Genomic DNA, 24,080 nt, shown 5'->3' with positions numbered 1-24,080 from the left:
CCCTCCCCTAGCCCCTCCCGCAAGCGGGAGGGGAATTAACCCGCCGTTCCTAACGCCATATCGCTCACGAACGGATTGGTACGCCGTTCGTGCGCGAAATTGCTGTGCGCGCCGTGTCCGGGCAGGAAGGTCGTGTCGCCGCCGAGCGGCCACAATTTCTGCGTGATCGAATCGAGCAATTGCTGGTGATTGCCGCGCGGAAAGTCGGTGCGGCCGATCGATCCCTGAAAAATCACATCGCCGACGATCGCGAGCTTCGACGGCGCGTGGTGGAAGACGACATGGCCCGGCGTGTGCCCCGGGCAATGGATGACGTCGATGGTCAGATTACCGACGGTCACCGTGTCGCCGTCGACCAGCCAGCGATCGGGCTCGAACGATTCGCCGACCATGCCGAAGCGCGCGCCGTCCTCGGCGAAAGCATCGATCCAGAAACGGTCGTCCTCGTGCGGCCCTTCGATCGGCACCCCGAGTTCCTTCGCGAGCATCCCCGCCTGTCCGCAATGATCCATATGCCCGTGGGTGACGAGGATCTTTTCGACCTCGACCCCGGTCTGCCGGACAGCGTCCTTGAGCTTGTCGAGGTCGCCGCCGGGATCGACGAACGCCGCCTTGTTGGTCGCGGTGCACCACAGAAGGGTGCAATTCTGCTGGAAAGCGGTGACGGGCACGATCGCCGCGCGCATCGGAGGGTTGGGAGCGTTCATGGCGGCCGATGTGGGGAAATACGGCGGAAATGGCAAGCGTGGGGGCGAGCATCGCTACCCGATCGACGCGCAACACATCCTATCTCGTCATTCCGGACTCGATCCGGGATCCCGCTTTTTTGAGGCATCAACTGGCTTTGATTTCAAGCGGGACCCCGGATCAAGTCCGGGGTGATGAAGGAAAATAAGCGGTGGCAGGCCCCCGCGTCAAAGTCGACGTCCGATCAGCGCAGCGTCATCGTGTCGCCTTCGACGTTCACCGCGGCGAGTTTCGAGAGGAAACTCTGGCCGAGCAGCGATACGCCCATGTCGGCGTCGATGACCGCCGCCTGCACGCCGCGCACCTCGATCCCCTCGACCTCGACACTGTCGAGCGTGACCATCCGCATCGGCACGACGCCGCCGGCGGTGTTCGCGCTACCGCCGACCGGAAGATCGTCGACGTTGATCCCGATCGCCTCGGCATCACTGCGGGTCAGCGCGACAATCGACGCGCCGCTGTCGACGAGCATGCGAATGTTCCGCCCGTCGATCTCGGTATCGGCATAGAAATGCGAATCGCCTGATCGAGCGAGCAACACCTCGCTCGGCCGGCCCGAATGGCCACTGGCTTCGGCCGCGGCTAAAGACCGGTCCTTGCGAACTTTATGCGTCGTCCAATTGTCGTGATTGCCCGAAATGGCATTCGACGTTTCGACCGCGTCATTGGATGAGGACCGGCTGGCGACGCCCGCCAAGCCGACCGAAACCGCCGCGATCACCGCAGCCAGACCGAGAAAGCGCCCCAACATGAGGCGCTTTTCGCAGAAGAGGGTTCGAGATTGGTTAAGCGGGCTCGCGCTGATCGATGAACGCGCGCCACGTCGGTGTCTCGCCGCGAATGCTGTAGGCGATCCGCGCGCAGGCATAGAAGCGGCCGGGCCGATTGTCGGCCTCGACCGCGGTCGACGGCCACGGCCCTGCGCCGTTTCCGCCCGCCGACCAGCACACCAGCGCCTCGGCCTCCTGGCCTTTCTCGATCGCGGCGCGTTCTTCGGCGCTGAGCGACGCAGGCGCACTCCAGCCGAGGATCGCGCGATGGGTAACGCCCTTCGCGAGGAGCGCAGGCAGGAACGGGCTGTTCGGGTCGCCGAGCAAATTCCTGACGCGCTCGCGATCCGCGGCGGACAGCCATTGCCCGCCGAGCAGCGGCGCCCACTGCGCCTCATCGCGCGAGCGGAGCGCGGTCGCGAGCGCGTCCGCGGCGGCTGCAAAGCGCGGCGTCCAGGCCGAGTCCGCTGCCAGCGGCGCGAGTCTGGAAGAGGGTTGCGCGGGCTCGGGTTCGGTCGGCAACAACGACGTCGGCGCCGCTACTGCAGGAGCCGAGAGGGCGAAAGCGGCGGCGAGCGCCGACGAAATCAGCATAGCGCGCATGCCCGGCAGTCTAGCAGCAATGGCTGCATCTGTCATGAACCGGCGGCGAGCCCCTCGCGGAGCCACGCGGGTGCGGCGGCTGCTTCGATATTCTCGGTCCGCCGGTGCTCGACCGACCAGCCGAGGTCGGGATAAGCGATGACCTGCCGCTTTTCGTCGGCCTCGGCGATCGGGACAACGACCAGCCGCCGGTTGACCTTTTGCCGCCAGTTCATCCGCGCGGTGTTTTCCTGCCCGACATAGCAGCCCTTGGTGAAGCTGACGCCATTGAGGTCGATGGCATTGCATTCGAGCCACAAGGTCGTGCCGTCACCCAGTTCGGCGCGTCCTTCGGTGACGCCGAGCGCAAGGCGGTGGGCGCGCCACGCGGCGTCGGCGCCCTCGCCTTCACCGGCGGGGGCCAGCCAGCGCTGGCCGAGGTCGGGAAGGCGCGGGTCGACGACGCCCAGATCGCCGGCAGGTGCCCAATGGACCGCCAGATCGGCCTCGATCGCGATCGTGATCGCACGGCGCAGCCGATAGAGCGTCAGGCGCTTCGTCAGCGCCTCGGCCGCCTCGCGCTCGCAATCGATCAGCACGTCGCCTTCGTCGCCCCAGATCAGGAAATCGAACAGCGCCTTGCCCTGCGCGGTCAGCAGCGCCGCCCACACCGGCAGATTGCCCGAAGTATCGTTGGTCACCAGCCCTTGCAGGAAGCCGCGGACATCCTCCCCCGACAGACGAATGAGGGCGCGGTCGTTGAGGGTGGTATTGGTCATGGCGATAATCTAGGGACGCCCCAGCCAAAACCAACCCACAAGTTGACGAGTCCGCACATGACCGACCGCCTGACGATCCGCCGCCCCGACGACTGGCATGTCCATCTGCGCGATGGCGCGATGCTGGATCATGTCGCGCAATATACCGCGCGCCAGTTCGCGCGCGCGATCATCATGCCGAACCTGTCGCCGCCGGTCACGACCGCCGATGAAGGCCGGGCGTACCGCGACCGCATCAACGCCGCGGTGCCCGCCGGGCTCGACTTCACCCCGCTGATCGTCGCCTATCTCACCGATCACAGCAGCCCCGACGAAATGGCGCGCGGTCATGCCGAGGGCATCTTTACCGCCGCGAAACTCTATCCCGCGCACGCCACCACCGGCAGCGCGCATGGCGTCACCGATGTCGCGAAGATCATGCCCGTGCTCGAACGGATGGCCGAAATCGGCATGCCGCTGCTCATCCACGGCGAGGTCACCGATCATGAGGTCGACATTTTCGACCGCGAGGCGGTGTTCATCGAGCGCACGCTGAAGGGGCTCGTCCGCGACCTGCCGGGCCTGAAAATCGTGTTCGAACATATTACGACGTCGGAAGCGGTCGATTTTGTGACGGCCGCCCCCGCCAATGTCGCGGCGACGATCACGCCGCAGCATCTCCACATCAACCGCAACGCGATGCTCGTCGGCGGCATCCGCCCGCACGCTTACTGCCTGCCCGTCGCCAAGCGCGAGCAGCACCGGCTCGCCGTCCGCGCCGCTGCGGTGTCGGGCTCGCCGAAATTCTTCCTCGGCACCGACAGCGCGCCGCATGCGGTGCACACGAAGGAAGCCGCGTGCGGCTGCGCCGGCATCTTCAACGCCCCCTATGCGCTCGAATCCTATATCCAGGTGTTCGACGAGGAAGGCGCGCTGGACAAGTTCGAAGGCTTCGCCAGCGAACATGGCCCGAACTTCTATGGCCTGCCGCTCAACACCGGCACGGTAACGCTCGAACGCGGCGAGACGGTCGTTCCCGAGCGCGTCGGCGAGGTCGTTCCGTTCCATGCCGGCGAAACATTGGGCTGGCGGCTGGTTTAATATCCTTTCGTCACCCCGGACTTGATCCGGGGTCCATGATTTCAGCGCCGCGGTGGATGCCGGATCAAGTCCGGCATGACGAAGAAATAGTCTACGCCGCCGGCATCATCCGGTCGGCGCGCATCTTGCGCCACATATCGAAGCTGAACACCGCGATGCTGACCCAGATCAGCAGGAAGCAGGCAAGCTGCGCGGGCTTCAACGGTTCGTGGAAGACGAAGAGGCTGAGCAGGAAGGCGATGCTCGGTGCCAGATACTGGACGAAGCCGAGCGCGGCATAGCTCATCCGCCGCGCCGCGGTCGCGAACAGCAGGAGCGGCACCGCGGTGACGACCCCGCCCGCGGCGAGCAGCCAGCTGATCCCCGCTTCCGATCCGAAACCGCGGCCGTCGCCGAGCCAGATATAATAGGCCGCACCGGCGACGGAGAGCGGCAACAGCAAGGTCGTCTCGATCGCGAGGCCCGGCAGCGAGCCAACGGGCACGATCTTGCGGATCAGGCCATATGTGCCGAAACTGAACGCCAGGGTCAGGCTGATCCACAGCGTGTCGAGCGCGCCCGCGAGCAGGATCGCGACGCCGATCCCGGCGATGACCACGGCAAGCGCCTGAAGCCGCGAGAGCCTCTCGCCGAGGAAGATCATGCCGAGCATCACATTGACGAGCGGATTGAGATAATAGCCGAGGCTGGCCGCGAGCACGTGGTCGGTGAAGATCGAATAGATATAGACGAGCCAGTTGAGCGCGATCAGCACCGAACTGACGAGCAGCATCCGCAGCACGCGCCAATCGCGAAGCGCCGCGAGATATTCGCCGATCTGGCGGCGGAAGACCATGATCAGGAAACAGAGCGGCAGCGACCAGACGATGCGCTGCGCCAGCACTTCGACCGGCGGAACGCTCGACAGCAGTTTGAAGAAGAGCGGAACGAAGCCCCAGATCAGATAGGCGCTGATCGCAAAGGGCAAGCCGCCCTGATTGCTCCCCGCGGGGGCCGCTGGCTGGTTCATGGTCGGCTAGTCCGGCTGGATCAGATGATGCCGCCGCCGAGCATCAGGCGGATGACGCCGATGACGATGACGACGATGTTCAGGTTGCGCCCGCTCGTCTTGTCCGACATCGCGCCGAGCGCAAGACCGACGACGGCGAAGGGTATGATCACCCAGTTCGCCCAGCCGAGCAGCGGGATGAACGCAAAAACGGCCAAAACCAAGGCGATAGCGCCAATGACGAGCGATCCGATATTGAGCATGCCGAGATTGTCGCATGCCGCCGCCGATGCGGCAAGAGCCTTTCGGTTCGTCGATGGAAGCGCTCGGTTCGTCTTGTTGCCTTGGGTTCATGCAACGGCTTTGCAGCCCAGCTCGTTTTCCCATCGAAGCGCCCGGTCTTGTGCAAGCGGGACGAGGCGCCGAGACCAGGAAAGGACTTTTTATGCGTAATTTCACCAAGGGCATGATGGGCGCTTTTGCTGCCGCCAGCGTCGCCCTGACCGCGCCTGCTTATGCGGGTATCGCGGCTCCGGCGAAGGCCGAAGGCTTCCATCAGCTCGACCAGTCGTCGAACTTCTATCGCAAGAAGGATCGCCGCTATTATGCCCGCGACGAGCGCGTCAATAACAACACCCGCGTGTGGCGCGATCGCGACGGCCGTTATCGCTGTAAAAAGGATAATGGCACCACCGGTCTGTTGATCGGCGGCGCGGTCGGCGGCCTCGCGGGTCACGAAATCGCCGGCGGCGGCGACAAGCTGCTCGGCACCGTTCTGGGTGCTGCCGGTGGCGCTCTGCTTGGCCGCGAGATCGACAAGTCGAAATATCGCTGCCGCTAGGGGCAAAACGCCAACCGTCTCGAGCGTGAGTTTGGACCCCTCCGCTCACGCACGCTGATGGCGAGGACGCCGGCTTCACCGCCGGCGTCCTCAAGCGTATCCCTTGCCCAAAGCCTCCTCTTGCCGCAGAAGTGTCGGCCAATTGCTGCGGGAGAATGAGGGTCAGAACCCTTTCATTGCGCGTTCGAGGTTTGAAGCGATTTTGTTCAGGGCCAAGAAGCGAGACGCAGGCATATGATCATATTCCAAGGCTCGCTGACGCAGCCATGGACAAAATCGGTCAAATCCCGCAGGGACGTCGAAATGGCTTCGATCTCGGGCCCGCGCGGCCTTGCGGGTAGCGATGCTACCCGCTTCACCCGCCCGAACCCGATATCTTTGCCATTTCGACGCCTCGAACGTGCAATGAAAGGGTTCTGACCCGCTATGTTGAATGGCCCCCTGCTCGTCACCGAGCGGCTGATCCTGCGTCCGCCCGCGACCGAGGATTTCGACAGCTTTGCCGAAATGTGCGCCGAAGAAGACACGATGCGCTTCATCGGCGGCACCTGCCCGCGCTCGCAGGCATGGCGCATGTGGTGTACGCTTGCAGGTGCCTGGCACATCCGTGGCTTTTCGATGTTCTCGGTGATCGAGCGCGCGACGGGCGAATGGGTCGGACGCCTCGGCCCGTGGGAGCCCGATGGCTGGCCCGCGCCCGAGATCGGTTACGGTGTGCGCGCCAAATTCGCCGGCAAGGGCTATGCGCTCGAAGGCAGCGTCGCCGCCTGCGATTTCGCGGTCGAATTCCTGAAATGGCCCGAGCTGATGCACAGCATCGACCCCGCGAACACGCGCTCGCAGGCGCTCGCGAAACGGCTCGGCGCGACGAACAGCGGCCCGACCCGCCTGCCCCCGCCTTTTCAGGATGCGCCGGTCGATGCATGGACCCAAAGCGCCGACGCATGGCGCGTCAAGCGCAAGGAATTTCTGCCCGGAGCGTGAGCGAAAGCGCAAAAGCGTCTCGCTCCGAGACAGTTTTCTCCAAACAAAGCCTTGCCCGTTAACGCATTTTATTTGGGCCTTTTTGACCAGAATAGGGCATTCCCGGCAATGGATTAAGGGAGTGTTAGCGATGATGTTGCGCGGAAAATGGCTGGTTACCGGCTTGCTGATGGCGGCGGCACCGCTCGCCGGGTGCCGGGACAATCCCAATGCCAAGGCCGACCTCGCCCCGCTCGACGACGGGCTGACCAACGCCGACCCGGCGATCAAGGGTTCGCTCGAAGACAAGATCATGGTCGACCCGAAGCTTGCGGGCCAATCGAACAAAAATGCCGTGGGTCCGGGTAACCGTCCCATCGACGGCGGTGTTCCCGGCGTCGCGGGCGGCAAGGCCGCGACCGTTGCGGAAGCCAGTGCGGCCCTTGCAGCGGGCAAGTTGCTCTCTGCACCGAAAGCTCTACCGTTCGAGGCCGGATGCGACGGCTGCGAAGCCAAGCAGCGCCCCGTGACGATTGGCGCGCTCGCGCGCGACCAGCAAAAGGGCAGCTGCGACGCCAAGCTGACCTACAGCAACGCCTGGGCCGATCGCCTTCCCGCCGCGTTCAAAGTCTATCCGCGCGCGACGCTGCGCGAAGCCGCCGGCATCGCTGGCGGCAAGTGCAACATCCGCGTCGTCAATTTCCAGACCGCGGCGTCGATGCAGGCGGTGCTCGACTATTATCACACGATGGCGATCCGCGCCGGTTACACCAGCGACCATCGGATCAATGGCAACGAGCATATGCTCGGCGGCACGAAGGGCGATCTTGCCTATGTGCTGATGATGCGCCGCGACGGCGCGATGACCGACGTCGATCTGGTGGCGTCGGGAGGCAAATAGGCCAGTCTTCGTTACACATTGAAAAAGGCCCCGGGGAGAGGGATACCCCGGAGCCTTTTTCTGGCTTGCGTGACGCGCAAGTGGTCAGATCTTGTCGCCGAGCGCGCCTTGGACCTTGCCCTTCAGATTCTGGGCTTCGCCCTTGCGCTCCTGCGCTTCGCCTTCGGCACGAAGGCGCTCGTTGTCGGTCGCCTTGCCGGCCGCCTGCTTCGCATTGCCGGCGGCTTCGTTGGCGATGCCTTTCGCCTTTTCGGTGAATTCACCCACGGGGTTTCTCCTTGGTTTTCAGAGGCGGGAGGGGCTCGCCTCTTGCCACACCAACGGATCGCGGCAACGTTTGTTCCGGGTACGAGGCAAAGCGTTCGGGGCAAGGGACAGTCGGTCGGTCGGCATAATTGTTCTTGATACGTTCCACGCCATTGCGTACTGCATCGGCCCGCGCGACGGCTGAGAGGAAAAGATGGCGGTGAAACTCGAACCCGGCTGCATGATCGAAGACGCTGATCTTTCGGGCGTCGACTTTGCCGAAGTCGATCTGGCCGGCGCGACGCTGACGAAATGCGTGCTGCGCGACGTGCAGTTTACGGGAACCTGCCTGCAGGATGCTCGCTTGGCCCAGGTCCGCCTGATCCGATGCCGCTTCGCGAATGTCGATATGCGCGATGCGATTTTCGAGGATTGTTCCTTCATCGACGACGCAGGCCACGTCGGCGCGCAATTCGCCTTCTCGCGTCTCGATCAATCGCGTTTCAGGCGCTGCGACCTTTCCTTTGCCAAGATCGATCGTTCGACGCTGTTCGGGGTCGAATTCGATGGCTGCAATATGCGCGGCGCCGAGTTTCACAAGGCCGATTTCAGCCGAACCTTCGGTCGCAAACTCGTCAAGACGGCGGCGACCTTCCGCGGCTGCAACCTCGAATTCGCCGACCTGAACGGCGTCCGGATGCCCGATTGCGAGCTTTCGAATTCGAACTTTCGCGAAGCGGTCCTGTTCGATTCCGACCTTGAAGGCGCCGACCTGCGCGGGAGCGACCTTGTCCTCGCGCTCACCGCCGGCGCCAAATTCGCGCGCGCCGACCTTCGCGGCGCGGATGTCGCCGACCTGAACCTCAGGGAACTCGCGACGCTCGAAGGCATGATCGTGTCAGCGGGCCAGCAGCCGCATCTGCTGGCAGCCATGGGCCTCGAAGTCTATCCGGACTGAAGGGCTTAGATGAGCCCCGCCAGCGGGCTCGACGGATCGGCGTAGCGCCGAACGCCCATGCGCCCCGCGAGATAGGAATCGCGTCCCGCCTCGACCGCCAGCTTCATCGCGCGCGCCATACGGATCGGGTCTTTCGCTTCAGCAATCGCGGTGTTCATCAGCACGCCGTCGCAGCCGAGTTCCATCGCCACCGCGGCGTCGCTCGCCGTCCCGACACCCGCATCGACGAGCACCGGCACCGAGGCGCCTTCGACGATCAGGCGGATCGTGACGCGATTCTGGATGCCGAGGCCCGAGCCGATCGGCGCGCCCAAAGGCATCACCGCGACCGCGCCTGCGTCTTCCAATTGCTTCGCGGCGATCGGATCGTCGACGCAATAGACCATCGGCAGGAAGCCTTCCTTAGCGAGCACTTCGGTCGCCTCCAGCGTCTCGCGCATGTTGGGATAGAGCGTCTTCGCCTCGCCGAGCACTTCGAGCTTCACCAGATCCCAGCCGCCGGCCTCGCGCGCCAGCCGCAAGGTGCGGATCGCGTCGTCGGCGTTGAAGCAGCCCGCGGTGTTGGGCAGGTAGGTGATCTTCCTGGGATCGATATAGTCGGTGAGCATCGGGGCATTCGGGTCCGACACATTGACGCGGCGCACCGCGACGGTGACGATTTCCGCCCCCGACGCCGCGACCGCCGCAGCATTCTGCTCGAAATCCTTATATTTTCCGGTGCCGACGATCAGGCGCGATGTGAAAGTCCGGCCGGCGACCGTCCAACTGTCGATCTTGTCCACATTCAATCCTTATTCTGTACCACATTCGCGATGTCGCCGAGCGGATCGCGAACGAAAAACCGGCGGACGCCCCACGGCTCGTCGCGAAGGGCGTAGACTATCTCGTGCCCTGCCGCGACGGCCCGCGCATGCACCGCATCGACATCGTCGACACCCACCGAATAGGCGGGACGCAGCCCCGATGGATCTTCGGTCAGGATGCTGATCTGCGCCATCGGCTGGGTGCCCGAGCGATAGATGGTGATGAAATCCATCGCCATCGCGGTTTCCAGCCCCAGCACATCGTTGAAAAAGCCCTCGCCGGTCCGCGCGTCGCCGGCATAGCGGTTGGGTATGATCCGTGCGACCGGCATCAACCGCCCCCCACGAAATGCACGATTTCAAGCGCATCGCCCTCGGCGAGCGCGACGTCGGCGAGCGTCGAGCGCGGCACGATGTCGCGATTGCGCTCGACCGCGACCTTCTTCACGTCGAGGCCGAGCGAGGCGACCAGGTCGGCGATGCTGCCTTCGCGCACCTGCCGTCGTTCGCCGTTGAGGATGACCGAGATCACTGGGGAATCCGCCTTGCTTTGCCTTTTGCCGAGCAGCCCATATAGGGGGAGCGCGCCTCCTCGCAACCGAAAGCCAAGCCCTTGACCAACGAGCGTACCGACAAGCCGACCGTCTTTGTCTTCTCCGGCCCCAACCTCAACCTGCTCGGCACCCGCGAACCCGAGATTTACGGGCACGACACGCTGAACGACATTCACGCGCGGCTCGAGGCGCAGGCGGACGAGCTGGGGCTGCGCGTCGAATGCCGCCAGACGAACCACGAGGGCGTGCTGATCGACTGGCTGCACGAAGCCTATATCGCGGGCGCCAAGGCGGTGCTGCTCAACGCCGGCGGCTATACGCATACATCGATCGCGATCCACGATGCGATCCGGTCGATCAAGGTGCCGGTGATCGAGGTCCATCTATCGGACCCGATGACGCGCGAGGAATTCCGGCACATCAGCTATGTCGGCATGGCCGCGGTGGCGCATTTTGCCGGACATGGCGCGAACAGCTATACGCTGGCGCTGGACGCCGCCGCCCGTCTCTGACAATAGGGCGCATCAAAAACGGGGTCAGAGCGCCGCATCCAACGGCGCCGCAACAACAGGAAATATTCTCATGGGTGACCATAAAGACAATGGCATCAACGTCGATCCGGCCTACGTCCGCGCGCTCGCCGAGCTGCTCGACGACACCGGATTGTCCGAAATCGAAGTCGAGGACGGCGAGCGCAAGATCCGCGTCGCGCGCACGCTGAACGCCGCGCCCGTCGCTTACGCTCCCGCCGCCGCGCCGGTTGCCGCAGCCGCCCCGGCCACCGCCGCAGCGCCCGCTGCCGCCGCGGCTCCGGCCGCCGACAGCTTCGCCGACGCCGTCAAATCGCCGATGGTCGGCACCGTCTATCTCTCGCCCGAACCCGGCGCACCGAATTTCGCGGCGATCGGTTCGGCGGTGAAGGCCGGCGACACGGTCCTCATCGTCGAGGCGATGAAAGTGATGAACCCGATCACCGCACCGGCGTCGGGCACGCTGAAGGCCGTGCATGTCGAGAACAGCCAGCCGGTCGAATTCGACCAGCCGCTGTTCACCATCGGCTGATCAAAAAAATGGCCATCGAAAAGCTCCTGATCGCCAACCGCGGCGAGATCGCGCTGCGCATCCATCGCGCGTGCCATGAAATGGGCATCAAGACCGTCGCGGTCCATTCGACCGCCGACGCCGACGCGATGCACGTCCGCCTTGCCGACGAAGCGGTGTGCATCGGTCCGCCCGCGGCGAAGGACAGCTATCTCAACATCCCCGCGATCATCTCGGCCGCCGAAATCACCGGCGCCGACGCGATCCACCCGGGCTATGGCTTCCTGTCCGAAAACGAGCGTTTCGCCGAAATCATCGAAGCGCATGACATGATCTTCGTCGGGCCGAAGCCCGAGCATATCCGCACGATGGGCGACAAGGTCGAAGCGAAGCGCACCGCGGTCGCGCTCGGCCTGCCGGTCGTTCCGGGCTCGCCGGGCGCTGTTACCTATGGCGAAGAATGCCGGAAAATGGCCGAGGAAATCGGCTATCCGGTGCTGATCAAGGCCGCATCGGGCGGCGGCGGCAGGGGCATGAAGGTCGTCCCCGACGCTGACAGCCTCGAAAGCCTGATGGGTCAGGCGTCGAGCGAAGCAGCGGCGGCGTTCGGCGATCCGACCGTTTACATGGAAAAATATCTCGGCAACCCGCGCCACATCGAATTCCAGGTGTTCGGTGACGGCCGGGGGACTGCGATCCATCTTGGCGAGCGCGACTGCTCGCTCCAGCGCCGCCACCAGAAAGTGCTCGAAGAAGCGCCCTCGCCGATCATTTCGGCCGAGGAACGCGCGCGCATGGGCAAGGTGTGCGCCGACGCGATGGCGGCGATGCACTATCGCGGCGCCGGCACGATCGAATTCCTGTGGGAAAATGGCGAGTTCTTCTTCATCGAGATGAACACGCGCATCCAGGTCGAGCATCCAGTGACCGAAATGATCACTGGTTTCGACCTCGTCCGCGAACAGATTCGGATCGCGGGCGGATCGGACCTGTCGGTAAAACAGGAAGACCTGGAATTCCGCGGCCATTCGATGGAATGCCGCATCAATGCCGAGGACCCGCGCACCTTCCTGCCCTCGCCGGGCAAGGTCACCAACTATCACGCCGCGGGCGGCATGCATGTGCGCGTCGATAGCGGGCTCTACGCCGGCTATTCGATCCCGCCCTATTACGACAGCATGATCGGCAAGCTGATCGTTTACGGCCGCACGCGCGAAAGCTGCATGATGCGGATGCGCCGCGCGCTCGAGGAAATGGTGATCGCGGGGGTCAAGACGAACATCCCGCTGCATCAGGCGCTGCTCGCCGACCCCGACGTCATCCATGGCGACTATACGATCAAGTGGCTCGAGGAATGGCTCGCAAAGCAGGATGAGGCGGCGAAAGCCTGACATCTATTCTTGCGACGGAGTGTGCGGCAGCTCACTTTAACTGTGGATGCTTTTTGGCTATGGGCTTTAACCATGGTCAAAAACTCCCCCTTTTCGGCGCGTCCAGCTGCGGCGCTTCTTCTTCCGCTGAGCCTGCTCGCGGTGCCCGCGTTCGCGCAGCCGGGGGTCAAGGAGGATTCGGTGATCCTCCAGCCCGACAAGGTGCAGGACGACGCCCCCGTCGTCGAAACCGCGGCCGAAGCGAATTTGCCGAGCTGGTCGAAGCAGAATGCCGAGGCGCTGCTGGTATCGATCGAGGGCGTCGGCGCCGAAGGGCTGTTCGCCAAGGATTATAGCCCCGATGCGCTCGCCGCCGCGATCATGAGCGGCGATCAGGCACGGCTCGACAAGACCGCGACCGATACCTTCCTGCTGCTCGCGACGCACCTGCGCGACGGGCGTACCCCGAACGCGGCGCGCAAGCAGTGGTTCATGGTCGACAGCGACGGCGACAGCGAGCCTTTGCTATCGCTGCTCGCCGCGGCGCTCGGTGCGGGAACCGTCAGCGAGACGCTCGCGACGCTCGACCCCGTGCATCCCGATTTCGCGGCGCTCAAGGCGTCGCTCAAAAAAGCGAAGACAACCGCCGACGCCAATGCGATCCGCGTCAACATGGAACGCTGGCGCTGGATGCCGCGCGCGCTCGGCGAACGTTATGTCGTCAGCAACGTCCCCGAATATCTGACGCGCGTCGTCCATGGCGGCACGATCATCGCGACGCACAAGGCCGTCGTCGGCAAGTCGGCGACCCCGACGCCGCAGCTTAACCCGATGGCGACGGGGATCATCGTCAACCCGACGTGGACGCTGCCGCGCAGCATCATCAACGAAGGCATCGGCGCAACGATCGCGCGCAATCCGGGCGCCGCGCGCGCGCAGGGCTATACCTGGACGGGCAGCGGCAAGACGCTGTCGGTCGTGCAAAAGGCCGGACCCGGCAACGCGCTGGGCGTGATGAAGATGGAGATGCTCAACCCGCACGCCATCTATCTGCACGACACCCCGTCGAAGGGCGCGTTCGCCGCCGCGGCACGCGCGTTCAGCCATGGCTGCATCCGTACCGAGCGCGCCTTGCACTTCTCGGGCCTGATGGCGGTGATGTTCGCCGGCAAGAGCCCCGAGGAATTCGGCGAGGCGATCGCCAGCGGCGCGACGACGCGCTTCGGCTTCGACAGCCCCTTCCCCGTCTATGTCGCCTATTGGACCGTCATTCCCGACGGCAAGGGCGGCGTGAAGAAGCTTGCCGACATCTATGGCCGCGACGCGCCCGTCGTGGCGAGCTTTTCCCAGCCCGGCCGCCCGACCGCGACGATCATCGCGCCGACGCCGCCCCCCGTGGTTCCGACGGTGACGACGACCGCGCGTGTCACGACGCCGGGGACCAGCGGCATTTATTGAGCAAGAACACTTAGGCGACGGCTCCGAATATATCACGGCAAGCGGTAGCGGCTCGGCGGAACGCCGAGCACGCGCTTGAACATTGTGGAAAAATTGCCCGGGCCGTCATAGCCGAGATCATAGGCAATCGACGTCACCGGCTCCCCCGCCGCCAGTTTCGGAAGGGCAACCGACAGGCATGCCTGCTGGCGCCATTCGGCGAAGCTCATCGCCGTCTCGCGCCGGAAGAGCCGGGTGAAGCTGCGGCGGTTCATTCCCATGCCATCGGCCCATTCATCGATCGTCGCCGCCGCGTTCGGCCGCTCGAGGAAGGCGTGGCATCGCCTAGCGAGCGCGGGATGCGACGGAAAGGGAACCGCCAGCGGGATCGGCGGCGCCGCGTCGATTTCGGCCATTAGCAGATGCATGACGAGTCCGTCGCGCCCGGCAACATCATATTCGGGCGTCACATGCGCGGCGGCGGACAGCAGGTGGCGAAGCAAGGGCGACACGCCGACGACCTGACACTGGAACCCCCGCCCGGCACATTCTCCGGGTTCGACGAGAACGCTGCGCGTCTGCACCGCGCCCACCATGCGCACCGAATGCGGCGTGCCGCCGGGAATCCAGACCGCACGTTCGGGCGGCGCCACCCAGGCGCCCGAGGGTGTGCTGACCGCCATCACGCCGCTCGCGGCATAGAGAAACTGGCTGCGGCGGTGCCGATGCTCGGCCAGCTCGAACGAGTCCGGATAATCGTGGCCGATCGCAATGACCGGCCGGGCCACATGATCATTCTCGTCGGGATAAAATTGCATCATGTCCCACTCGCAGAAATGATTGGCTCATACAAGCAAGCGGGAAATAAACACCCTTGCTAGAGGCGCGCTTCCCGAAAAGCGAAAGACCCGATCGTGACCGATTCCGCCGCCAGCCTGCCCGCCTCCCCCGATATGCTCCCGCCCGCCGCGCCGCGTCAGGATGGCCCCAGGCTCGTCGTGCAGATCGTCGGCGCGGTCGCTTTCGCGCATCTTCTGAACGACCTGATCCAGGCTGTGCTTCCGGCGATTTACCCGATGCTCAAGGAAAAATATCATCTGAGCTTCGGCCAGATCGGCTGGATCGCTCTGATCTATCAGGTCACCGCCTCGCTGCTCCAGCCATGGGTCGGTCTCTATACCGACAAGCGCCCGCTGCCCTATTTGCTGCCGCTCGGCATGGTCGTCACGCTCGCCGGGGTCGGCGGTCTCGCGATGGCGGACAGCTATTCGGCGCTGATCCTCGCCTCGGCCGTCATCGGCGTCGGATCGGCGACCTTCCACCCGGAGGCTTCGCGCGTCGCGCGAATGGCGTCAGGCGGCCGCTTCGGCACCGCCCAGTCGGCGTTTCAGGTCGGCGGCAATACGGGCTCGGCGCTCGGCCCCATCGTCGCGTCGGCGATCATCCTGCCGTTCGGGCAGACCGCGGTCGGCTGGCTCGCCTTCGTCGCCATAGCGGCAATCTGGGTGCTCTTCGGCGTCACGCGCTGGAGAGTGCAGCAGAGCCGGACGCAGGCCAGCGCCCCCGTCGCCGTCCATGCCTCGCCGTACAGCCGCCGCGAAATCATTCGCGCGCTTTCGGCGATCGGCATCCTGATGTTCGCGAAGTTCATCTACATCGGCGCCTTCACCAACTATTTCACCTTCTACCTCATCGAACGCTTCGAGCTGACCGCGCGCGAGTCCCAATTCTATCTCTTCTGCTTCCTCGCCGCGATCGCGGTCGGAACCTTCGCCGGCGGACCGGTGGGCGATCGCATTGGCCGGAAAGCCGTGATCTGGGCGTCCTTCCTCGGCGTCGCGCCCTTTGCGATGATCCTGCCGCACGCGAATCTTTTTTGGACGACGATCTTCGCCATTTCGATCGGCCTGATCATGTCGTCGGCGTTCGCCGCGCTCGTCGTCTATGCGCAGGAACTCGTCCCGGGCCGCGTCGGGCTGGTGTCGGGGTTGATGTTCGGCCTGATGTTTGGGATCAGCGGGATCGGCGCGGCCGGGCTCGGCCAGCTCGCCGATCTCTATGGCATCGTCTGGGTGTATAAATTCTGCGCCTATCTGCCCCTGCTGGGCCTCGCGACAATCCTGCTACCGCGCTCCGACGAGCATCGACGAACCATCTGAATAGAGGTTCGTCGAATGCGCGCATTGCCGGGGTGGCTGATGGAAGCGCTTAGTCCGCCGTCTTCGGCAGCGGCCCGCTGATCGAACTCGCGCGCCGCAAATTCTCCATACCCGGAAGCGGGTCGGAGGGCGGCAGTTCGAACGGTTTGGGTAGCGGCGGCGGCAGGCTCAGCCGGTCGGCGAACAGCAAGCGCCCCGGCCCGAGCTTGTAGAGGATCATCGGCAGCAGCTCTTCGCCGAACACGAAGCAGCCTTCGCTGCGCCCCAGCTTGCCCTGCGTCGCGATCAGCGCGGGGTCGGCGTACCAGGCGCCATGCACGACGATCGCCCGCTGGTCGGCCGAATAATTGTCGGGTTCGAGTCCCGCGAGCCGCATCGAGGAGCCGTTGGCGCCCCAATAATAATCGCTGGTGCGATACGCCCCGCGCGAGGTCGCGAGCGAGCCCATGCGGTTCGAGAAATTCTTGAGCCAGCCGTCGTGCTGCGGGTCCGATCCGCGCCCGTGCGTCACGGGGAACATGTCGACCTTGCCCGCGATCATATCGACCAGCGCAAAGCGCGGGCGCGACGACGGCAGGCCGAAATCGACCACGCCGACGCGGTCGCTCTGCGGGATATTGCGTCCCTGCATCGCGAGCTGCTTCTTCGCCACGGCCAGATAATCGACCGGCGGCGGCAAAGGCGCCACCGGCTGCTGAATCCAGCCCGGGAGTTGTGCCCGTGCGGGCACGGCGGCCATCGCCCCCGCCCCAGCCATCGCTGCCAACATCGCCCGTCGATCGATCAATTCATTCACTTGCAACCCAACCCCGCATTGGCCGCCTTTTACGGTCCCTCGACTTTGCATAAGTCGTGTGTTGGCCGCGAAAGGCAAGCTGATGGTTCCCCTTCATGCGGGAAGATGTGCCATATATGCCATGAATAGCGAGTTTACGCTGCTGTAAGGCTGCGTTAGGACACGCGCCATGAACGCGACCATCTGGCACAACCCCGCTTGCGGCACCTCGCGCAAGACGCTGGCGATTCTTCAGGAAACGCCCGGCGTCGCGCTGACGGTCGTCGAATATCTGAAAAACCCGTACAGCGCGGACAAGCTGCGCCAGCTGTTCAAGGACGCCGGGCTGACCGCGAGCGACGCGCTGCGCCTGCGCGGCACCGACGCCGAGGAACGCGGATTGAAGAATGCAAGCGACGACGCGATCATCGCCGCGATGGCCGCCAACCCCGCTTATGTCGAGCGCCCGATCGTCGAAACCGATAAGGGTGTGCGCCTGTGCCGCCCGCAGGACCGGGTGCTCGAGATTCTTTGAATCAGTCGACTTCTATGGGGTGAGTGGATCTCCTCTTTTCGTCATCCCGGACTTGATCCGGGATCCCGCTGTTTTGAGGCATCGGCGGGCTTCGATCTGAAGCGGGACCCCGGATCAAGTCCGGGGTGACGATGATTGAGGAGGCAACTTCCGGTCGGCTACGGTCGCAGGGCCAATAGCTAGGCCGCCGCGATCCGCCCGCCCGCGATCCGGAAGCGCGTCACCGGCCCCGGCATGTCGTCGAACAGCGCCGCCTCGGTCCCAGTCAGCCACGCCTGCCCGCCCTGCCCCGCCAGCCGCTCGTAGAGCGCGCCGCGGCGCAGCGGGTCGAGGTGGGCGGCGACCTCGTCGAGCAGCAGCACCGGTCGCTGCGCGCGCGCGCGCGCGACGCTGTCGCTGTGCGCGAGGACGAGCGAAAGCAGCATCGCCTTTTGCTCGCCGGTCGAACAGCGCGCCGCGGCGCGGCCGGTCGCGGCGTGGACGGCGGAGAGATCGTCACGGTGCGGTCCGGCGGTCGCGCGCCCCGCGGCGGTGTCGATGCGGCGGCGGGATGCGAAGAGCGACTTGAGCGCCTCGACGTCGTGCGGCGCCGCCCGCGCGGCACCTTCGCTGTCGACCAGCGTCAATAGCGGGCGCGCGAAGGGTGCGTCGGGCTGGCCCGCGAGTTCGGCCGATAGCCCCGCGAGCATATTCTGCCGCGCCGCATCCATCGCCGCGCCATGCTCGGCGAGCTGCGCTTCGAGGCTCGTCAGCCATTGCTGGTCGGCTTGCGCGGGATCGGCGAGCAGTTTGCCCCGCGCGCGGAGCGCCGCCTCGTACCGGTTGCTGTGCTGCGCGTGCCGCGGATCGAGCGCCAGCACGAGCCGGTCGAGGAAGCGCCGCCGATTGCCCGCGGTCTCGACGAACAGCCGGTCCATCGCGGGGGTCAGCCACAAGACCGCCAGCCAGTCGCCGAGCGCGGTCGCCGCGGCGGTCGCGCCATTGATGCGCACGATCCGCCGCCCGGGCTGCGCGGCCTCGATCCCGGTTCCCAACGCCACCGGCGCGAGCTCGGCACCCGCCTGAACCTCGGCGAAGACGGCAAAGCCGCCGCCCGCGCCGTCGCGCACCATATCGGACAGCGCCGCACGGCGGAGGCCGCGGCCGGGCGCGAGCAGCGAGATCGCCTCCAATATATTGGTCTTGCCCGCGCCATTGTCGCCGTGCAGCGCGACAAGCCCCGGGGCGGCCGCCATGTCCGCGCCGGCATGATTGCGAAAATCGGTCAGCGAAAGGCGGGTCAGCGTCATCTGCCTGTCCGCCTACCCCAGCCCCTCGCGGGTTTCCAGTCCGGCGCCAGCCGGAGTTCCTTTGAATATTTTCCGACTAGCGGGAATTTTCACCATCTTGGCGTATTTTTCGCGACGAAATAATCTGTCGCGGACCCGAAAACCCCACTTAACCGCCAATGAATGAAATTGGCACGGTCCCTGCATTAGTGTCGGCATCCACCGGATGGCCCGGAATGGAAGGTTCAAGGAAGGAAAATATCATGGCCCATTTCAATGTCGACTCGTTCAAGAGCTACGCGATTGCCGCCGTTGCCTCGCTTTACTGCTCGATGATGTTCCTCGCCGCTGTCGGCCCGAACGCTGTGCACTTCGGTGGACTGGTCGCCTGACCAGTCCCCTAACCCGCCAATAACGCCGGCCCGAAGGCCGGGATCGAAAGGAAAGAAATGAAACAGGGTTTTCGCAAGAATCGTCGCGACGGGATGATTTTCGGTGTGTGCGCCGGGATGTCAGACCAGTTCGGCATCGACGTCTTGTGGACGCGCGTCGGCTTTGTCGCCCTGACGCTTCTGGGCTTCGGCCTGCCTCTGCTGCTGTACCTCGCCGTCGCGATCCTCGCGCCCTAGGACAGCCAAGGGCCGGACGCCTTAAGGGCGCAGTCGCACCGGCCCGCATATTCCCAGGACCAAGGGCTCACCGGCCACCCCGGTGGGCCCTTTTCTATTTGTTGGCTAGCGACCGATTGCAGACTCCAACACTCGCGTCACCCCGGACTTGATCCGGGGTCCCGCTTGATGTCGCAGTCTGCCGACGCCTTTTGAAAGCGGGATCCCGGATCAAGTCCGGGATGACGAAGGGTAAGAACCCCACCGTCCGCTCTCGGCTCCAAAGCCACCGAAGAAAAAGCCCCGCCGGATCGCTCCGGCGGGGCTTGTCTTTTCAGGCTGTTACCCGGGAACGAGGGTCAGGCTTACGCCTCCTCGTCCTTGATCAGGTAATCGCCGGCATCGGCATCGCTGCCGTGGGTCTCGCCTTCGACGACACCCAGCGGATCGTCACCGATCGCAGCTTCCGGGCCCTGCGCCAGTTCGGCGGCATGCTCTTCGGCAGCGGTCGCAGGCGCAATCAGATGCTCCTGGTTCGCGGCGCGCATGGAGGCGCGCAGCGCGGCATCCTTGCTCGACGCGGTGACGCGGACGCGGTTCATGGCAGCGCCGGTACCCGCCGGGATGAGGCGGCCGACGATGACGTTTTCCTTGAGACCCTGCAGCGAGTCGATCTTGCCCTGCACCGAAGCCTCGGTGAGAACGCGGGTCGTCTCCTGGAAGGATGCCGCCGAAACGAAGCTGCGGGTCTGCAGGCTCGCCTTGGTGATGCCGAGAAGGACCGGACGGCCCTCCGCAGGCACGCCATTCTTCGGCAGCTTGGCGTTATATTCCATCATCTCCAGATAATCGAGCTGTTCGCCCGGCAGCAACGTGGTGTCGCCGCCCGCCGTGATCTCGACCTTCTGCAGCATCTGGCGAACGATCACCTCGATGTGCTTGTCGTTGATCTTCACGCCCTGCAGTCGATAGACTTCCTGGATTTCCGCGACGAGATATTCGGCGAGTGCTTCCACGCCCATGACGTCGAGGATGTCGTGCGGGTTCGGCGAACCGCTGATCAGTGCGTCGCCGCGCTTGACCTGATCGCCTTCCTGCACTTCCAGGACCTTCGACTTGGGAATGAGGTACTCGATCGAATCGCCTTCTTCCGGAACAATCGCGATCTTGCGCTTCGCCTTGTAATCCTTGACGAATTCAATGCGGCCGCTGATCTTCGCGATAACGCTGTTGTCCTTCGGAATACGTGCTTCGAACAGCTCGGCAACACGCGGCAGACCGCCGGTGATGTCGCGCGTCTTCGACGCTTCGCGGCTGACACGCGCCAGAACGTCGCCCGCCTGCACTTCCTGACCGTCCTCGACCGACAACATCGTGCCGACCGCGAGCAGGTAACGTGCCGCTTCACCCGACTGATCGTCGAGCAAGGTCAGGCGCGGCTGAAGGTCTTCCTTCTTGGCGCGGCCCGCCGAGCGATATTCGATCACGACGCGCTGGGCGATGCCCGTCGCTTCGTCGACCTGTTCGATCAGGGTCTTGGTATCTTCCAGATCCTGATACTTCACGACGCCCTGCTTTTCGGTGATGAGCGGCATGGTGAACGGATCCCATTCGGCAATCCGGTCGCCCTTCTTCACCTTCTCACCGTCCTTGTGCATGATCTGTGCACCATAGGGCAGCTTGTGCGTCGCGCGTTCGCGGCCTTCGGCGTCGATGATCGCGATTTCGCCCGAACGCGACAGCGCCAGACGGCGGCCGCGCTGGTCGACGATCGTCGCCATGTCACGATATTCGATCGTACCGTCCGAAATCGCTTCGGCGTTCGACTGCTCGTTGACCTGCGCCGCACCACCGATGTGGAACGTACGCATCGTCAGCTGCGTGCCCGGCTCACCGATCGACTGCGCGGCGATAACGCCGACAGCTTCACCGATGTTGACCGGCGTTCCGCGGGCCAGGTCGCGGCCATAGCATTTGCCGCAAACACCCAGCACCGCTTCGCAGACCAGCGGCGAACGGATCTTGACCGACTGGACTTCGGCGTCCTCGATCCGCTGCGTCGTCGGTTCGTCGAGCAAGGTGCCCACCGGCGCGATGACATTGCCGTCCTTGTCGACGACGTCTTCGAGCGTGGTACGGCCGAGGATGCGTTCGCCCAGCGAGGCGATCGTCGAACCGCCCTGGATGATCGCACGCATTTCCATGCCGCGTTCGGTGCCGCAATCTTCCTCGATCACGACGCAGTCCTGCGACACGTCGACCAGACGGCGGGTCAGGTAACCCGAGTTCGCCGTCTTGAGCGCCGTATCGGCCAGACCCTTACGCGCACCGTGGGTCGAGTTGAAATACTCGAGAACGGTCAGGCCTTCCTTGAAGTTCGAGATGATCGGCGTTTCGATGATCTCGCCCGACGGCTTGGCCATCAGGCCGCGCATACCGGCGAGCTGCTTCATCTGGGCCTGCGAACCACGGGCACCCGAGTGCGCCATCATATAGATGGAGTTGATCGGGGCCAGACGGCCGGTCTTCGGATCCTTCGGCTCGGCGCGGATTTCGTCCATCATCGCGTTCGCGACCTTGTCGCCGCACTGCGACCAGGCGTCGATCGCCTTGTTGTACTTTTCCTGCTGCGTGATCAGGCCGTCCTGATACTGCTGCTCGAAATCCTTCACCAGCGCACGGGTTTCGTTGACCATGCCTTCCTTCGACTCCGGGATGATCATGTCATCCTTGCCGAAGGAAATGCCCGCCTTGAACGCGTTGCGGAAGCCCAGCGCCATGATGGCGTCGGCGAACAACACGGTCTCTTTCTGGCCGGTGTGACGATAGACCTGATCGATCACGTCGCCGATTTCCTTCTTGGTCAGAAGGCGGTTGACGACGTCGAAGGGCACAGTGTGCGACTTCGGCAGGCATTCACCGATCAGCATGCGGCCCGGCGTGGTCTCAAAGCGCTTGAGATACTCATTGCCCTGCTCGTCGGTCTGCGGGACGCGGCTGATCACCTTGGTGTGCAGCGTGACCGCGCCGGTGAACAGCGCCTGATGCACTTCGGCCATGTCGGCGAGCAGCATACCCTCGCCCGGCTCGCCTTCGCGCTCCATCGAGAGATAATAGAGACCCAGCACCATGTCCTGCGACGGAACGATGATCGGCTTGCCGTTCGCGGGGCTGAGGATGTTGTTCGTCGACATCATCAGCACGCGCGCTTCCAGCTGCGCCTCGAGGCTCAGCGGGACGTGAACGGCCATCTGGTCACCGTCGAAGTCGGCGTTGAACGCGGCGCAGACCAGCGGGTGAAGCTGGATCGCCTTGCCTTCGATCAGCACGGGTTCGAACGCCTGGATGCCGAGGCGGTGAAGCGTCGGGGCGCGGTTCAGGAGGACCGGGTGCTCGCGAATGACTTCGTCGAGGATGTCCCAGACTTCCTTGCGTTCCTTTTCGACCCACTTCTTCGCCTGCTTCAGGGTCATCGACAGACCCTTGGCGTCGAGGCGCGCGTAGATGAACGGCTTGAACAGTTCGAGCGCCATCTTCTTCGGCAGGCCGCACTGGTGCAGCTTGAGTTCGGGACCGGTCACGATGACCGAACGGCCCGAATAGTCGACGCGCTTGCCGAGAAGGTTCTGACGGAAGCGGCCCTGCTTGCCCTTGAGCATGTCGGACAGCGACTTCAGCGGACGCTTGTTCGCGCCCGTGATCGTACGGCCGCGGCGGCCGTTGTCGAACAATGCGTCGACGGCTTCCTGCAGCATGCGCTTTTCGTTGCGGACGATGATGTCCGGCGCGCGCAGCTCCATCAGGCGCTTCAGGCGGTTGTTGCGGTTGATCACACGGCGATACAGGTCGTTGAGATCCGACGTCGCGAAGCGGCCGCCGTCGAGCGGCACCAGCGGGCGCAGTTCGGGCGGGATGACCGGCACGACTTCGAGGATCATCCACTCGGGACGGTTGCCCGATTCGATAAACGATTCCACGACCTTGAGGCGCTTGATGATCTTCTTGGGCTTCAGCTCCGACTTCGTCGTCGCCAGATCTTCCATCAGATCGGTGCGTTCCTGCTCCAGATCGAGATTTTCGAGAAGCACGCGGATCGCCTCGGCGCCGATGCCGGCCGAGAAAGCGTCTTCGCCATATTCGTCCTGCGCGTCGAGCAGTTCGTCTTCGGTCAGAAGCTGGAACTTCTCGAGCGGGGTCAGGCCGGGCTCAAGAACGATATAGGCTTCGAAATAGAGGACGCGCTCGAGCTGCTTGAGCTGCATGTCGAGCAGCAGGCCGATGCGCGACGGCAGCGACTTCAGGAACCAGATGTGCGCGACCGGCGCGGCGAGCTCGATATGGCCCATACGCTCACGGCGGACCTTGGTCACCGTGACTTCGACACCGCATTTTTCGCAGACGATGCCCTTGTATTTCATGCGCTTATACTTGCCGCACAGGCATTCATAATCCTTGATCGGGCCAAAGATGCGCGCACAGAACAGGCCGTCACGCTCGGGCTTGAACGTGCGGTAGTTGATGGTTTCGGGCTTCTTGATTTCGCCGAACGACCACGAGCGGATGCGCTCGGGGCTCGCGATGCCGATCTTGATCATGTCGAAGGTTTCGGGCTTCGCGACCGGGTTCATGAAGTTGGTAAGCTGGTTCATATTCTAAGCTCCACTCTTCCCCCCTC

The 24,080-nt window shown here is 64.3% G+C and carries 28 protein-coding genes; 14 read left to right on the top strand and 14 right to left on the bottom strand.

Annotation, left to right across the window (positions count from 1 at the left end; translation table 11 throughout):
- Positions 1-35: 35 nt before the first annotated feature.
- On the bottom strand, positions 36-707 hold the full coding sequence (locus ATE70_RS23815) for an MBL fold metallo-hydrolase (protein WP_058539974.1): 672 nt from the start codon (positions 705-707) through the stop codon (positions 36-38).
- On the opposite strand from ATE70_RS23815, the gene ATE70_RS25040 reads away from it, so the two are divergent.
- Positions 706-882, top strand: coding sequence for a hypothetical protein (locus ATE70_RS25040; protein WP_156419753.1), 177 nt, complete (start codon positions 706-708; stop codon positions 880-882). The genes ATE70_RS23815 and ATE70_RS25040 overlap by 2 nt on opposite strands.
- A 49-nt stretch (positions 883-931) precedes the next feature.
- On the opposite strand, the gene ATE70_RS23810 is transcribed toward ATE70_RS25040, so the two are convergent.
- The 3 genes from ATE70_RS23810 to ygfZ are packed head-to-tail and all read right to left on the bottom strand — an operon-like array spanning position 932 to position 2,878.
- On the bottom strand, positions 932-1,498 hold the full coding sequence (locus ATE70_RS23810; protein ID WP_058539973.1) for a retropepsin-like aspartic protease family protein: 567 nt from the start codon (positions 1,496-1,498) through the stop codon (positions 932-934).
- A gap of 34 nt (positions 1,499-1,532) precedes the next feature.
- The gene (locus ATE70_RS23805; protein WP_058539972.1) at positions 1,533-2,120 is read right to left on the bottom strand and encodes a hypothetical protein; all 588 of its coding nucleotides are present in this window, start codon (positions 2,118-2,120) and stop codon (positions 1,533-1,535) included.
- Positions 2,121-2,152: 32 nt separating this feature from the next.
- Positions 2,153-2,878, bottom strand: a complete 726-nt coding sequence (gene ygfZ / locus ATE70_RS23800) for a CAF17-like 4Fe-4S cluster assembly/insertion protein YgfZ (RefSeq protein WP_058539971.1) — start codon at positions 2,876-2,878, stop codon at positions 2,153-2,155.
- Positions 2,879-2,935: 57 nt separating this feature from the next.
- Here ygfZ and pyrC point away from each other — a divergent pair, with 57 nt between their 5' ends.
- Complete coding sequence (gene pyrC / locus ATE70_RS23795) at positions 2,936-3,958, top strand: dihydroorotase (protein ID WP_058539970.1); 1,023 nt, start codon at positions 2,936-2,938, stop codon at positions 3,956-3,958.
- A gap of 91 nt (positions 3,959-4,049) precedes the next feature.
- On the opposite strand, the gene rarD is transcribed toward pyrC, so the two are convergent.
- Both rarD and ATE70_RS23785 read right to left on the bottom strand, forming a co-directional pair.
- Positions 4,050-4,967 carry an EamA family transporter RarD gene (gene rarD, locus ATE70_RS23790; protein WP_058539969.1) on the bottom strand — a complete coding sequence of 306 codons (918 nt, stop codon included), beginning with the start codon at positions 4,965-4,967 and terminating at the stop codon, positions 4,050-4,052.
- A 20-nt stretch (positions 4,968-4,987) separates the two neighbouring features.
- Positions 4,988-5,209 carry a membrane protein gene (locus ATE70_RS23785; RefSeq protein WP_037516131.1) on the bottom strand — a complete coding sequence of 74 codons (222 nt, stop codon included), beginning with the start codon at positions 5,207-5,209 and terminating at the stop codon, positions 4,988-4,990.
- Positions 5,210-5,391: 182 nt separating this feature from the next.
- Between ATE70_RS23785 and ATE70_RS23780 the strand changes: the two genes are divergently transcribed.
- The 3 genes from ATE70_RS23780 (at position 5,392) to ATE70_RS23770 (ending at position 7,651) form a co-directional block, all read left to right on the top strand.
- Entirely contained in the window at positions 5,392-5,787 is a 396-nt protein-coding gene (locus ATE70_RS23780) for a glycine zipper 2TM domain-containing protein (protein ID WP_058539968.1), read from the top strand.
- A gap of 426 nt (positions 5,788-6,213) precedes the next feature.
- Positions 6,214-6,771, top strand: a complete 558-nt coding sequence (locus ATE70_RS23775) for a GNAT family N-acetyltransferase (protein WP_058539967.1) — start codon at positions 6,214-6,216, stop codon at positions 6,769-6,771.
- A gap of 130 nt (positions 6,772-6,901) precedes the next feature.
- Entirely contained in the window at positions 6,902-7,651 is a 750-nt protein-coding gene (locus tag ATE70_RS23770; RefSeq protein ID WP_058539966.1) for a hypothetical protein, read from the top strand.
- Between the two features lie 84 nt (positions 7,652-7,735).
- Here the strand turns inward: ATE70_RS23770 and ATE70_RS23765 are convergent, their stop codons facing one another.
- On the bottom strand, positions 7,736-7,918 hold the full coding sequence (locus tag ATE70_RS23765; RefSeq protein WP_037516121.1) for a CsbD family protein: 183 nt from the start codon (positions 7,916-7,918) through the stop codon (positions 7,736-7,738).
- Positions 7,919-8,117: 199 nt separating this feature from the next.
- Between ATE70_RS23765 and ATE70_RS23760 the strand changes: the two genes are divergently transcribed.
- Positions 8,118-8,855, top strand: coding sequence for a pentapeptide repeat-containing protein (locus ATE70_RS23760; RefSeq protein WP_058539978.1), 738 nt, complete (start codon positions 8,118-8,120; stop codon positions 8,853-8,855).
- 5 nt (positions 8,856-8,860) lie between these two features.
- Here ATE70_RS23760 and ATE70_RS23755 read toward each other — a convergent pair whose 3' ends face one another.
- Genes ATE70_RS23755 through thiS form a run of 3 tightly spaced genes read right to left on the bottom strand, consistent with a single transcriptional unit; the run spans position 8,861 to position 10,190 of the window.
- On the bottom strand, positions 8,861-9,637 hold the full coding sequence (locus ATE70_RS23755) for a thiazole synthase (protein WP_331458517.1): 777 nt from the start codon (positions 9,635-9,637) through the stop codon (positions 8,861-8,863).
- A gap of 2 nt (positions 9,638-9,639) precedes the next feature.
- Positions 9,640-9,990: a VOC family protein gene (locus ATE70_RS23750; RefSeq protein ID WP_058539964.1), complete on the bottom strand. Its 351-nt coding sequence runs from the start codon at positions 9,988-9,990 to the stop codon at positions 9,640-9,642.
- Positions 9,990-10,190 carry a sulfur carrier protein ThiS gene (gene thiS, locus ATE70_RS23745; protein WP_058539963.1) on the bottom strand — a complete coding sequence of 67 codons (201 nt, stop codon included), beginning with the start codon at positions 10,188-10,190 and terminating at the stop codon, positions 9,990-9,992. The genes ATE70_RS23750 and thiS overlap by 1 nt, the downstream gene beginning before the upstream one ends.
- Before the next feature lie 81 nt (positions 10,191-10,271).
- Here thiS and ATE70_RS23740 point away from each other — a divergent pair, with 81 nt between their 5' ends.
- From ATE70_RS23740 to ATE70_RS23725, 4 genes are all read left to right on the top strand, one after another.
- Positions 10,272-10,724: a type II 3-dehydroquinate dehydratase gene (locus tag ATE70_RS23740; protein ID WP_056373913.1), complete on the top strand. Its 453-nt coding sequence runs from the start codon at positions 10,272-10,274 to the stop codon at positions 10,722-10,724.
- 70 nt (positions 10,725-10,794) lie between these two features.
- Positions 10,795-11,274: an acetyl-CoA carboxylase biotin carboxyl carrier protein gene (gene accB / locus ATE70_RS23735; RefSeq protein WP_056373910.1), complete on the top strand. Its 480-nt coding sequence runs from the start codon at positions 10,795-10,797 to the stop codon at positions 11,272-11,274.
- 8 nt (positions 11,275-11,282) lie between these two features.
- Positions 11,283-12,644 (top strand): acetyl-CoA carboxylase biotin carboxylase subunit, encoded by a 1,362-nt coding sequence (gene accC, locus ATE70_RS23730; protein WP_058539962.1) that lies wholly within the window; start codon positions 11,283-11,285, stop codon positions 12,642-12,644.
- 72 nt (positions 12,645-12,716) lie between these two features.
- Positions 12,717-14,081: a L,D-transpeptidase family protein gene (locus ATE70_RS23725; protein ID WP_197411552.1), complete on the top strand. Its 1,365-nt coding sequence runs from the start codon at positions 12,717-12,719 to the stop codon at positions 14,079-14,081.
- 32 nt (positions 14,082-14,113) lie between these two features.
- Here the strand turns inward: ATE70_RS23725 and ATE70_RS23720 are convergent, their stop codons facing one another.
- The gene (locus ATE70_RS23720) at positions 14,114-14,881 is read right to left on the bottom strand and encodes an AraC family transcriptional regulator (RefSeq protein WP_058539961.1); all 768 of its coding nucleotides are present in this window, start codon (positions 14,879-14,881) and stop codon (positions 14,114-14,116) included.
- A gap of 93 nt (positions 14,882-14,974) precedes the next feature.
- Between ATE70_RS23720 and ATE70_RS23715 the strand changes: the two genes are divergently transcribed.
- Positions 14,975-16,219, top strand: a complete 1,245-nt coding sequence (locus tag ATE70_RS23715) for an MFS transporter (protein WP_231732629.1) — start codon at positions 14,975-14,977, stop codon at positions 16,217-16,219.
- A 49-nt stretch (positions 16,220-16,268) separates the two neighbouring features.
- Here ATE70_RS23715 and ATE70_RS23710 read toward each other — a convergent pair whose 3' ends face one another.
- Entirely contained in the window at positions 16,269-16,976 is a 708-nt protein-coding gene (locus ATE70_RS23710; protein WP_231740096.1) for a murein L,D-transpeptidase catalytic domain-containing protein, read from the bottom strand.
- A 208-nt stretch (positions 16,977-17,184) separates the two neighbouring features.
- Between ATE70_RS23710 and arsC the strand changes: the two genes are divergently transcribed.
- A complete protein-coding gene (gene arsC / locus ATE70_RS23705) occupies positions 17,185-17,529 on the top strand; it encodes an arsenate reductase (glutaredoxin) (RefSeq protein ID WP_058539960.1) in 345 nt (114 codons plus the stop codon).
- Between the two features lie 179 nt (positions 17,530-17,708).
- On the opposite strand, the gene recF is transcribed toward arsC, so the two are convergent.
- Positions 17,709-18,818, bottom strand: coding sequence for a DNA replication/repair protein RecF (gene recF / locus ATE70_RS23700; RefSeq protein WP_058539959.1), 1,110 nt, complete (start codon positions 18,816-18,818; stop codon positions 17,709-17,711).
- 242 nt (positions 18,819-19,060) lie between these two features.
- Between recF and ATE70_RS25730 the strand changes: the two genes are divergently transcribed.
- Positions 19,061-19,189 carry a hypothetical protein gene (locus ATE70_RS25730; protein ID WP_269433267.1) on the top strand — a complete coding sequence of 43 codons (129 nt, stop codon included), beginning with the start codon at positions 19,061-19,063 and terminating at the stop codon, positions 19,187-19,189.
- Between the two features lie 57 nt (positions 19,190-19,246).
- Complete coding sequence (locus ATE70_RS23695) at positions 19,247-19,426, top strand: PspC domain-containing protein (RefSeq protein WP_039580111.1); 180 nt, start codon at positions 19,247-19,249, stop codon at positions 19,424-19,426.
- 344 nt (positions 19,427-19,770) lie between these two features.
- Here the strand turns inward: ATE70_RS23695 and rpoC are convergent, their stop codons facing one another.
- Complete coding sequence (gene rpoC / locus ATE70_RS23690) at positions 19,771-24,054, bottom strand: DNA-directed RNA polymerase subunit beta' (RefSeq protein WP_058539958.1); 4,284 nt, start codon at positions 24,052-24,054, stop codon at positions 19,771-19,773.
- Between the last annotated feature and the right edge of the window lie 26 nt (positions 24,055-24,080).

Source organism: Sphingopyxis sp. H053 (assembly GCF_001468225.1).
Lineage (GTDB): Bacteria > Pseudomonadota > Alphaproteobacteria > Sphingomonadales > Sphingomonadaceae > Sphingopyxis.
The sequence above is the reverse complement of the archived record's forward strand: the minus strand, read 5'-3'. Positions and strand labels throughout refer to the sequence as shown.

Coding starts and splice junctions, on each gene's coding strand:
- rpoC (WP_058539958.1), bottom strand. CDS start 24,054: ATGAACCAGCTTACCAACTTCATGAACCCGGTCGCGAAGCCCGAAACC.
- ATE70_RS23805 (WP_058539972.1), bottom strand. CDS start 2,120: ATGCGCGCTATGCTGATTTCGTCGGCGCTCGCCGCCGCTTTCGCCCTC.
- recF (WP_058539959.1), bottom strand. CDS start 18,818: ATGACGCTGACCCGCCTTTCGCTGACCGATTTTCGCAATCATGCCGGC.
- ATE70_RS23785 (WP_037516131.1), bottom strand. CDS start 5,209: ATGCTCAATATCGGATCGCTCGTCATTGGCGCTATCGCCTTGGTTTTG.
- ATE70_RS23710 (WP_231740096.1), bottom strand. CDS start 16,976: ATGGCTGGGGCGGGGGCGATGGCCGCCGTGCCCGCACGGGCACAACTC.
- ATE70_RS23720 (WP_058539961.1), bottom strand. CDS start 14,881: ATGATGCAATTTTATCCCGACGAGAATGATCATGTGGCCCGGCCGGTC.
- ATE70_RS23695 (WP_039580111.1), top strand. CDS start 19,247: ATGAAACAGGGTTTTCGCAAGAATCGTCGCGACGGGATGATTTTCGGT.
- ygfZ (WP_058539971.1), bottom strand. CDS start 2,878: ATGACCAATACCACCCTCAACGACCGCGCCCTCATTCGTCTGTCGGGG.
- pyrC (WP_058539970.1), top strand. CDS start 2,936: ATGACCGACCGCCTGACGATCCGCCGCCCCGACGACTGGCATGTCCAT.
- ATE70_RS25040 (WP_156419753.1), top strand. CDS start 706: ATGGCGGCCGATGTGGGGAAATACGGCGGAAATGGCAAGCGTGGGGGC.
- accB (WP_056373910.1), top strand. CDS start 10,795: ATGGGTGACCATAAAGACAATGGCATCAACGTCGATCCGGCCTACGTC.
- ATE70_RS23780 (WP_058539968.1), top strand. CDS start 5,392: ATGCGTAATTTCACCAAGGGCATGATGGGCGCTTTTGCTGCCGCCAGC.
- ATE70_RS23750 (WP_058539964.1), bottom strand. CDS start 9,990: ATGCCGGTCGCACGGATCATACCCAACCGCTATGCCGGCGACGCGCGG.
- arsC (WP_058539960.1), top strand. CDS start 17,185: ATGAACGCGACCATCTGGCACAACCCCGCTTGCGGCACCTCGCGCAAG.
- accC (WP_058539962.1), top strand. CDS start 11,283: ATGGCCATCGAAAAGCTCCTGATCGCCAACCGCGGCGAGATCGCGCTG.
- ATE70_RS25730 (WP_269433267.1), top strand. CDS start 19,061: ATGGCCCATTTCAATGTCGACTCGTTCAAGAGCTACGCGATTGCCGCC.
- ATE70_RS23775 (WP_058539967.1), top strand. CDS start 6,214: ATGTTGAATGGCCCCCTGCTCGTCACCGAGCGGCTGATCCTGCGTCCG.
- ATE70_RS23810 (WP_058539973.1), bottom strand. CDS start 1,498: ATGTTGGGGCGCTTTCTCGGTCTGGCTGCGGTGATCGCGGCGGTTTCG.
- rarD (WP_058539969.1), bottom strand. CDS start 4,967: ATGAACCAGCCAGCGGCCCCCGCGGGGAGCAATCAGGGCGGCTTGCCC.
- ATE70_RS23770 (WP_058539966.1), top strand. CDS start 6,902: ATGATGTTGCGCGGAAAATGGCTGGTTACCGGCTTGCTGATGGCGGCG.
- ATE70_RS23725 (WP_197411552.1), top strand. CDS start 12,717: ATGGTCAAAAACTCCCCCTTTTCGGCGCGTCCAGCTGCGGCGCTTCTT.
- ATE70_RS23815 (WP_058539974.1), bottom strand. CDS start 707: ATGAACGCTCCCAACCCTCCGATGCGCGCGGCGATCGTGCCCGTCACC.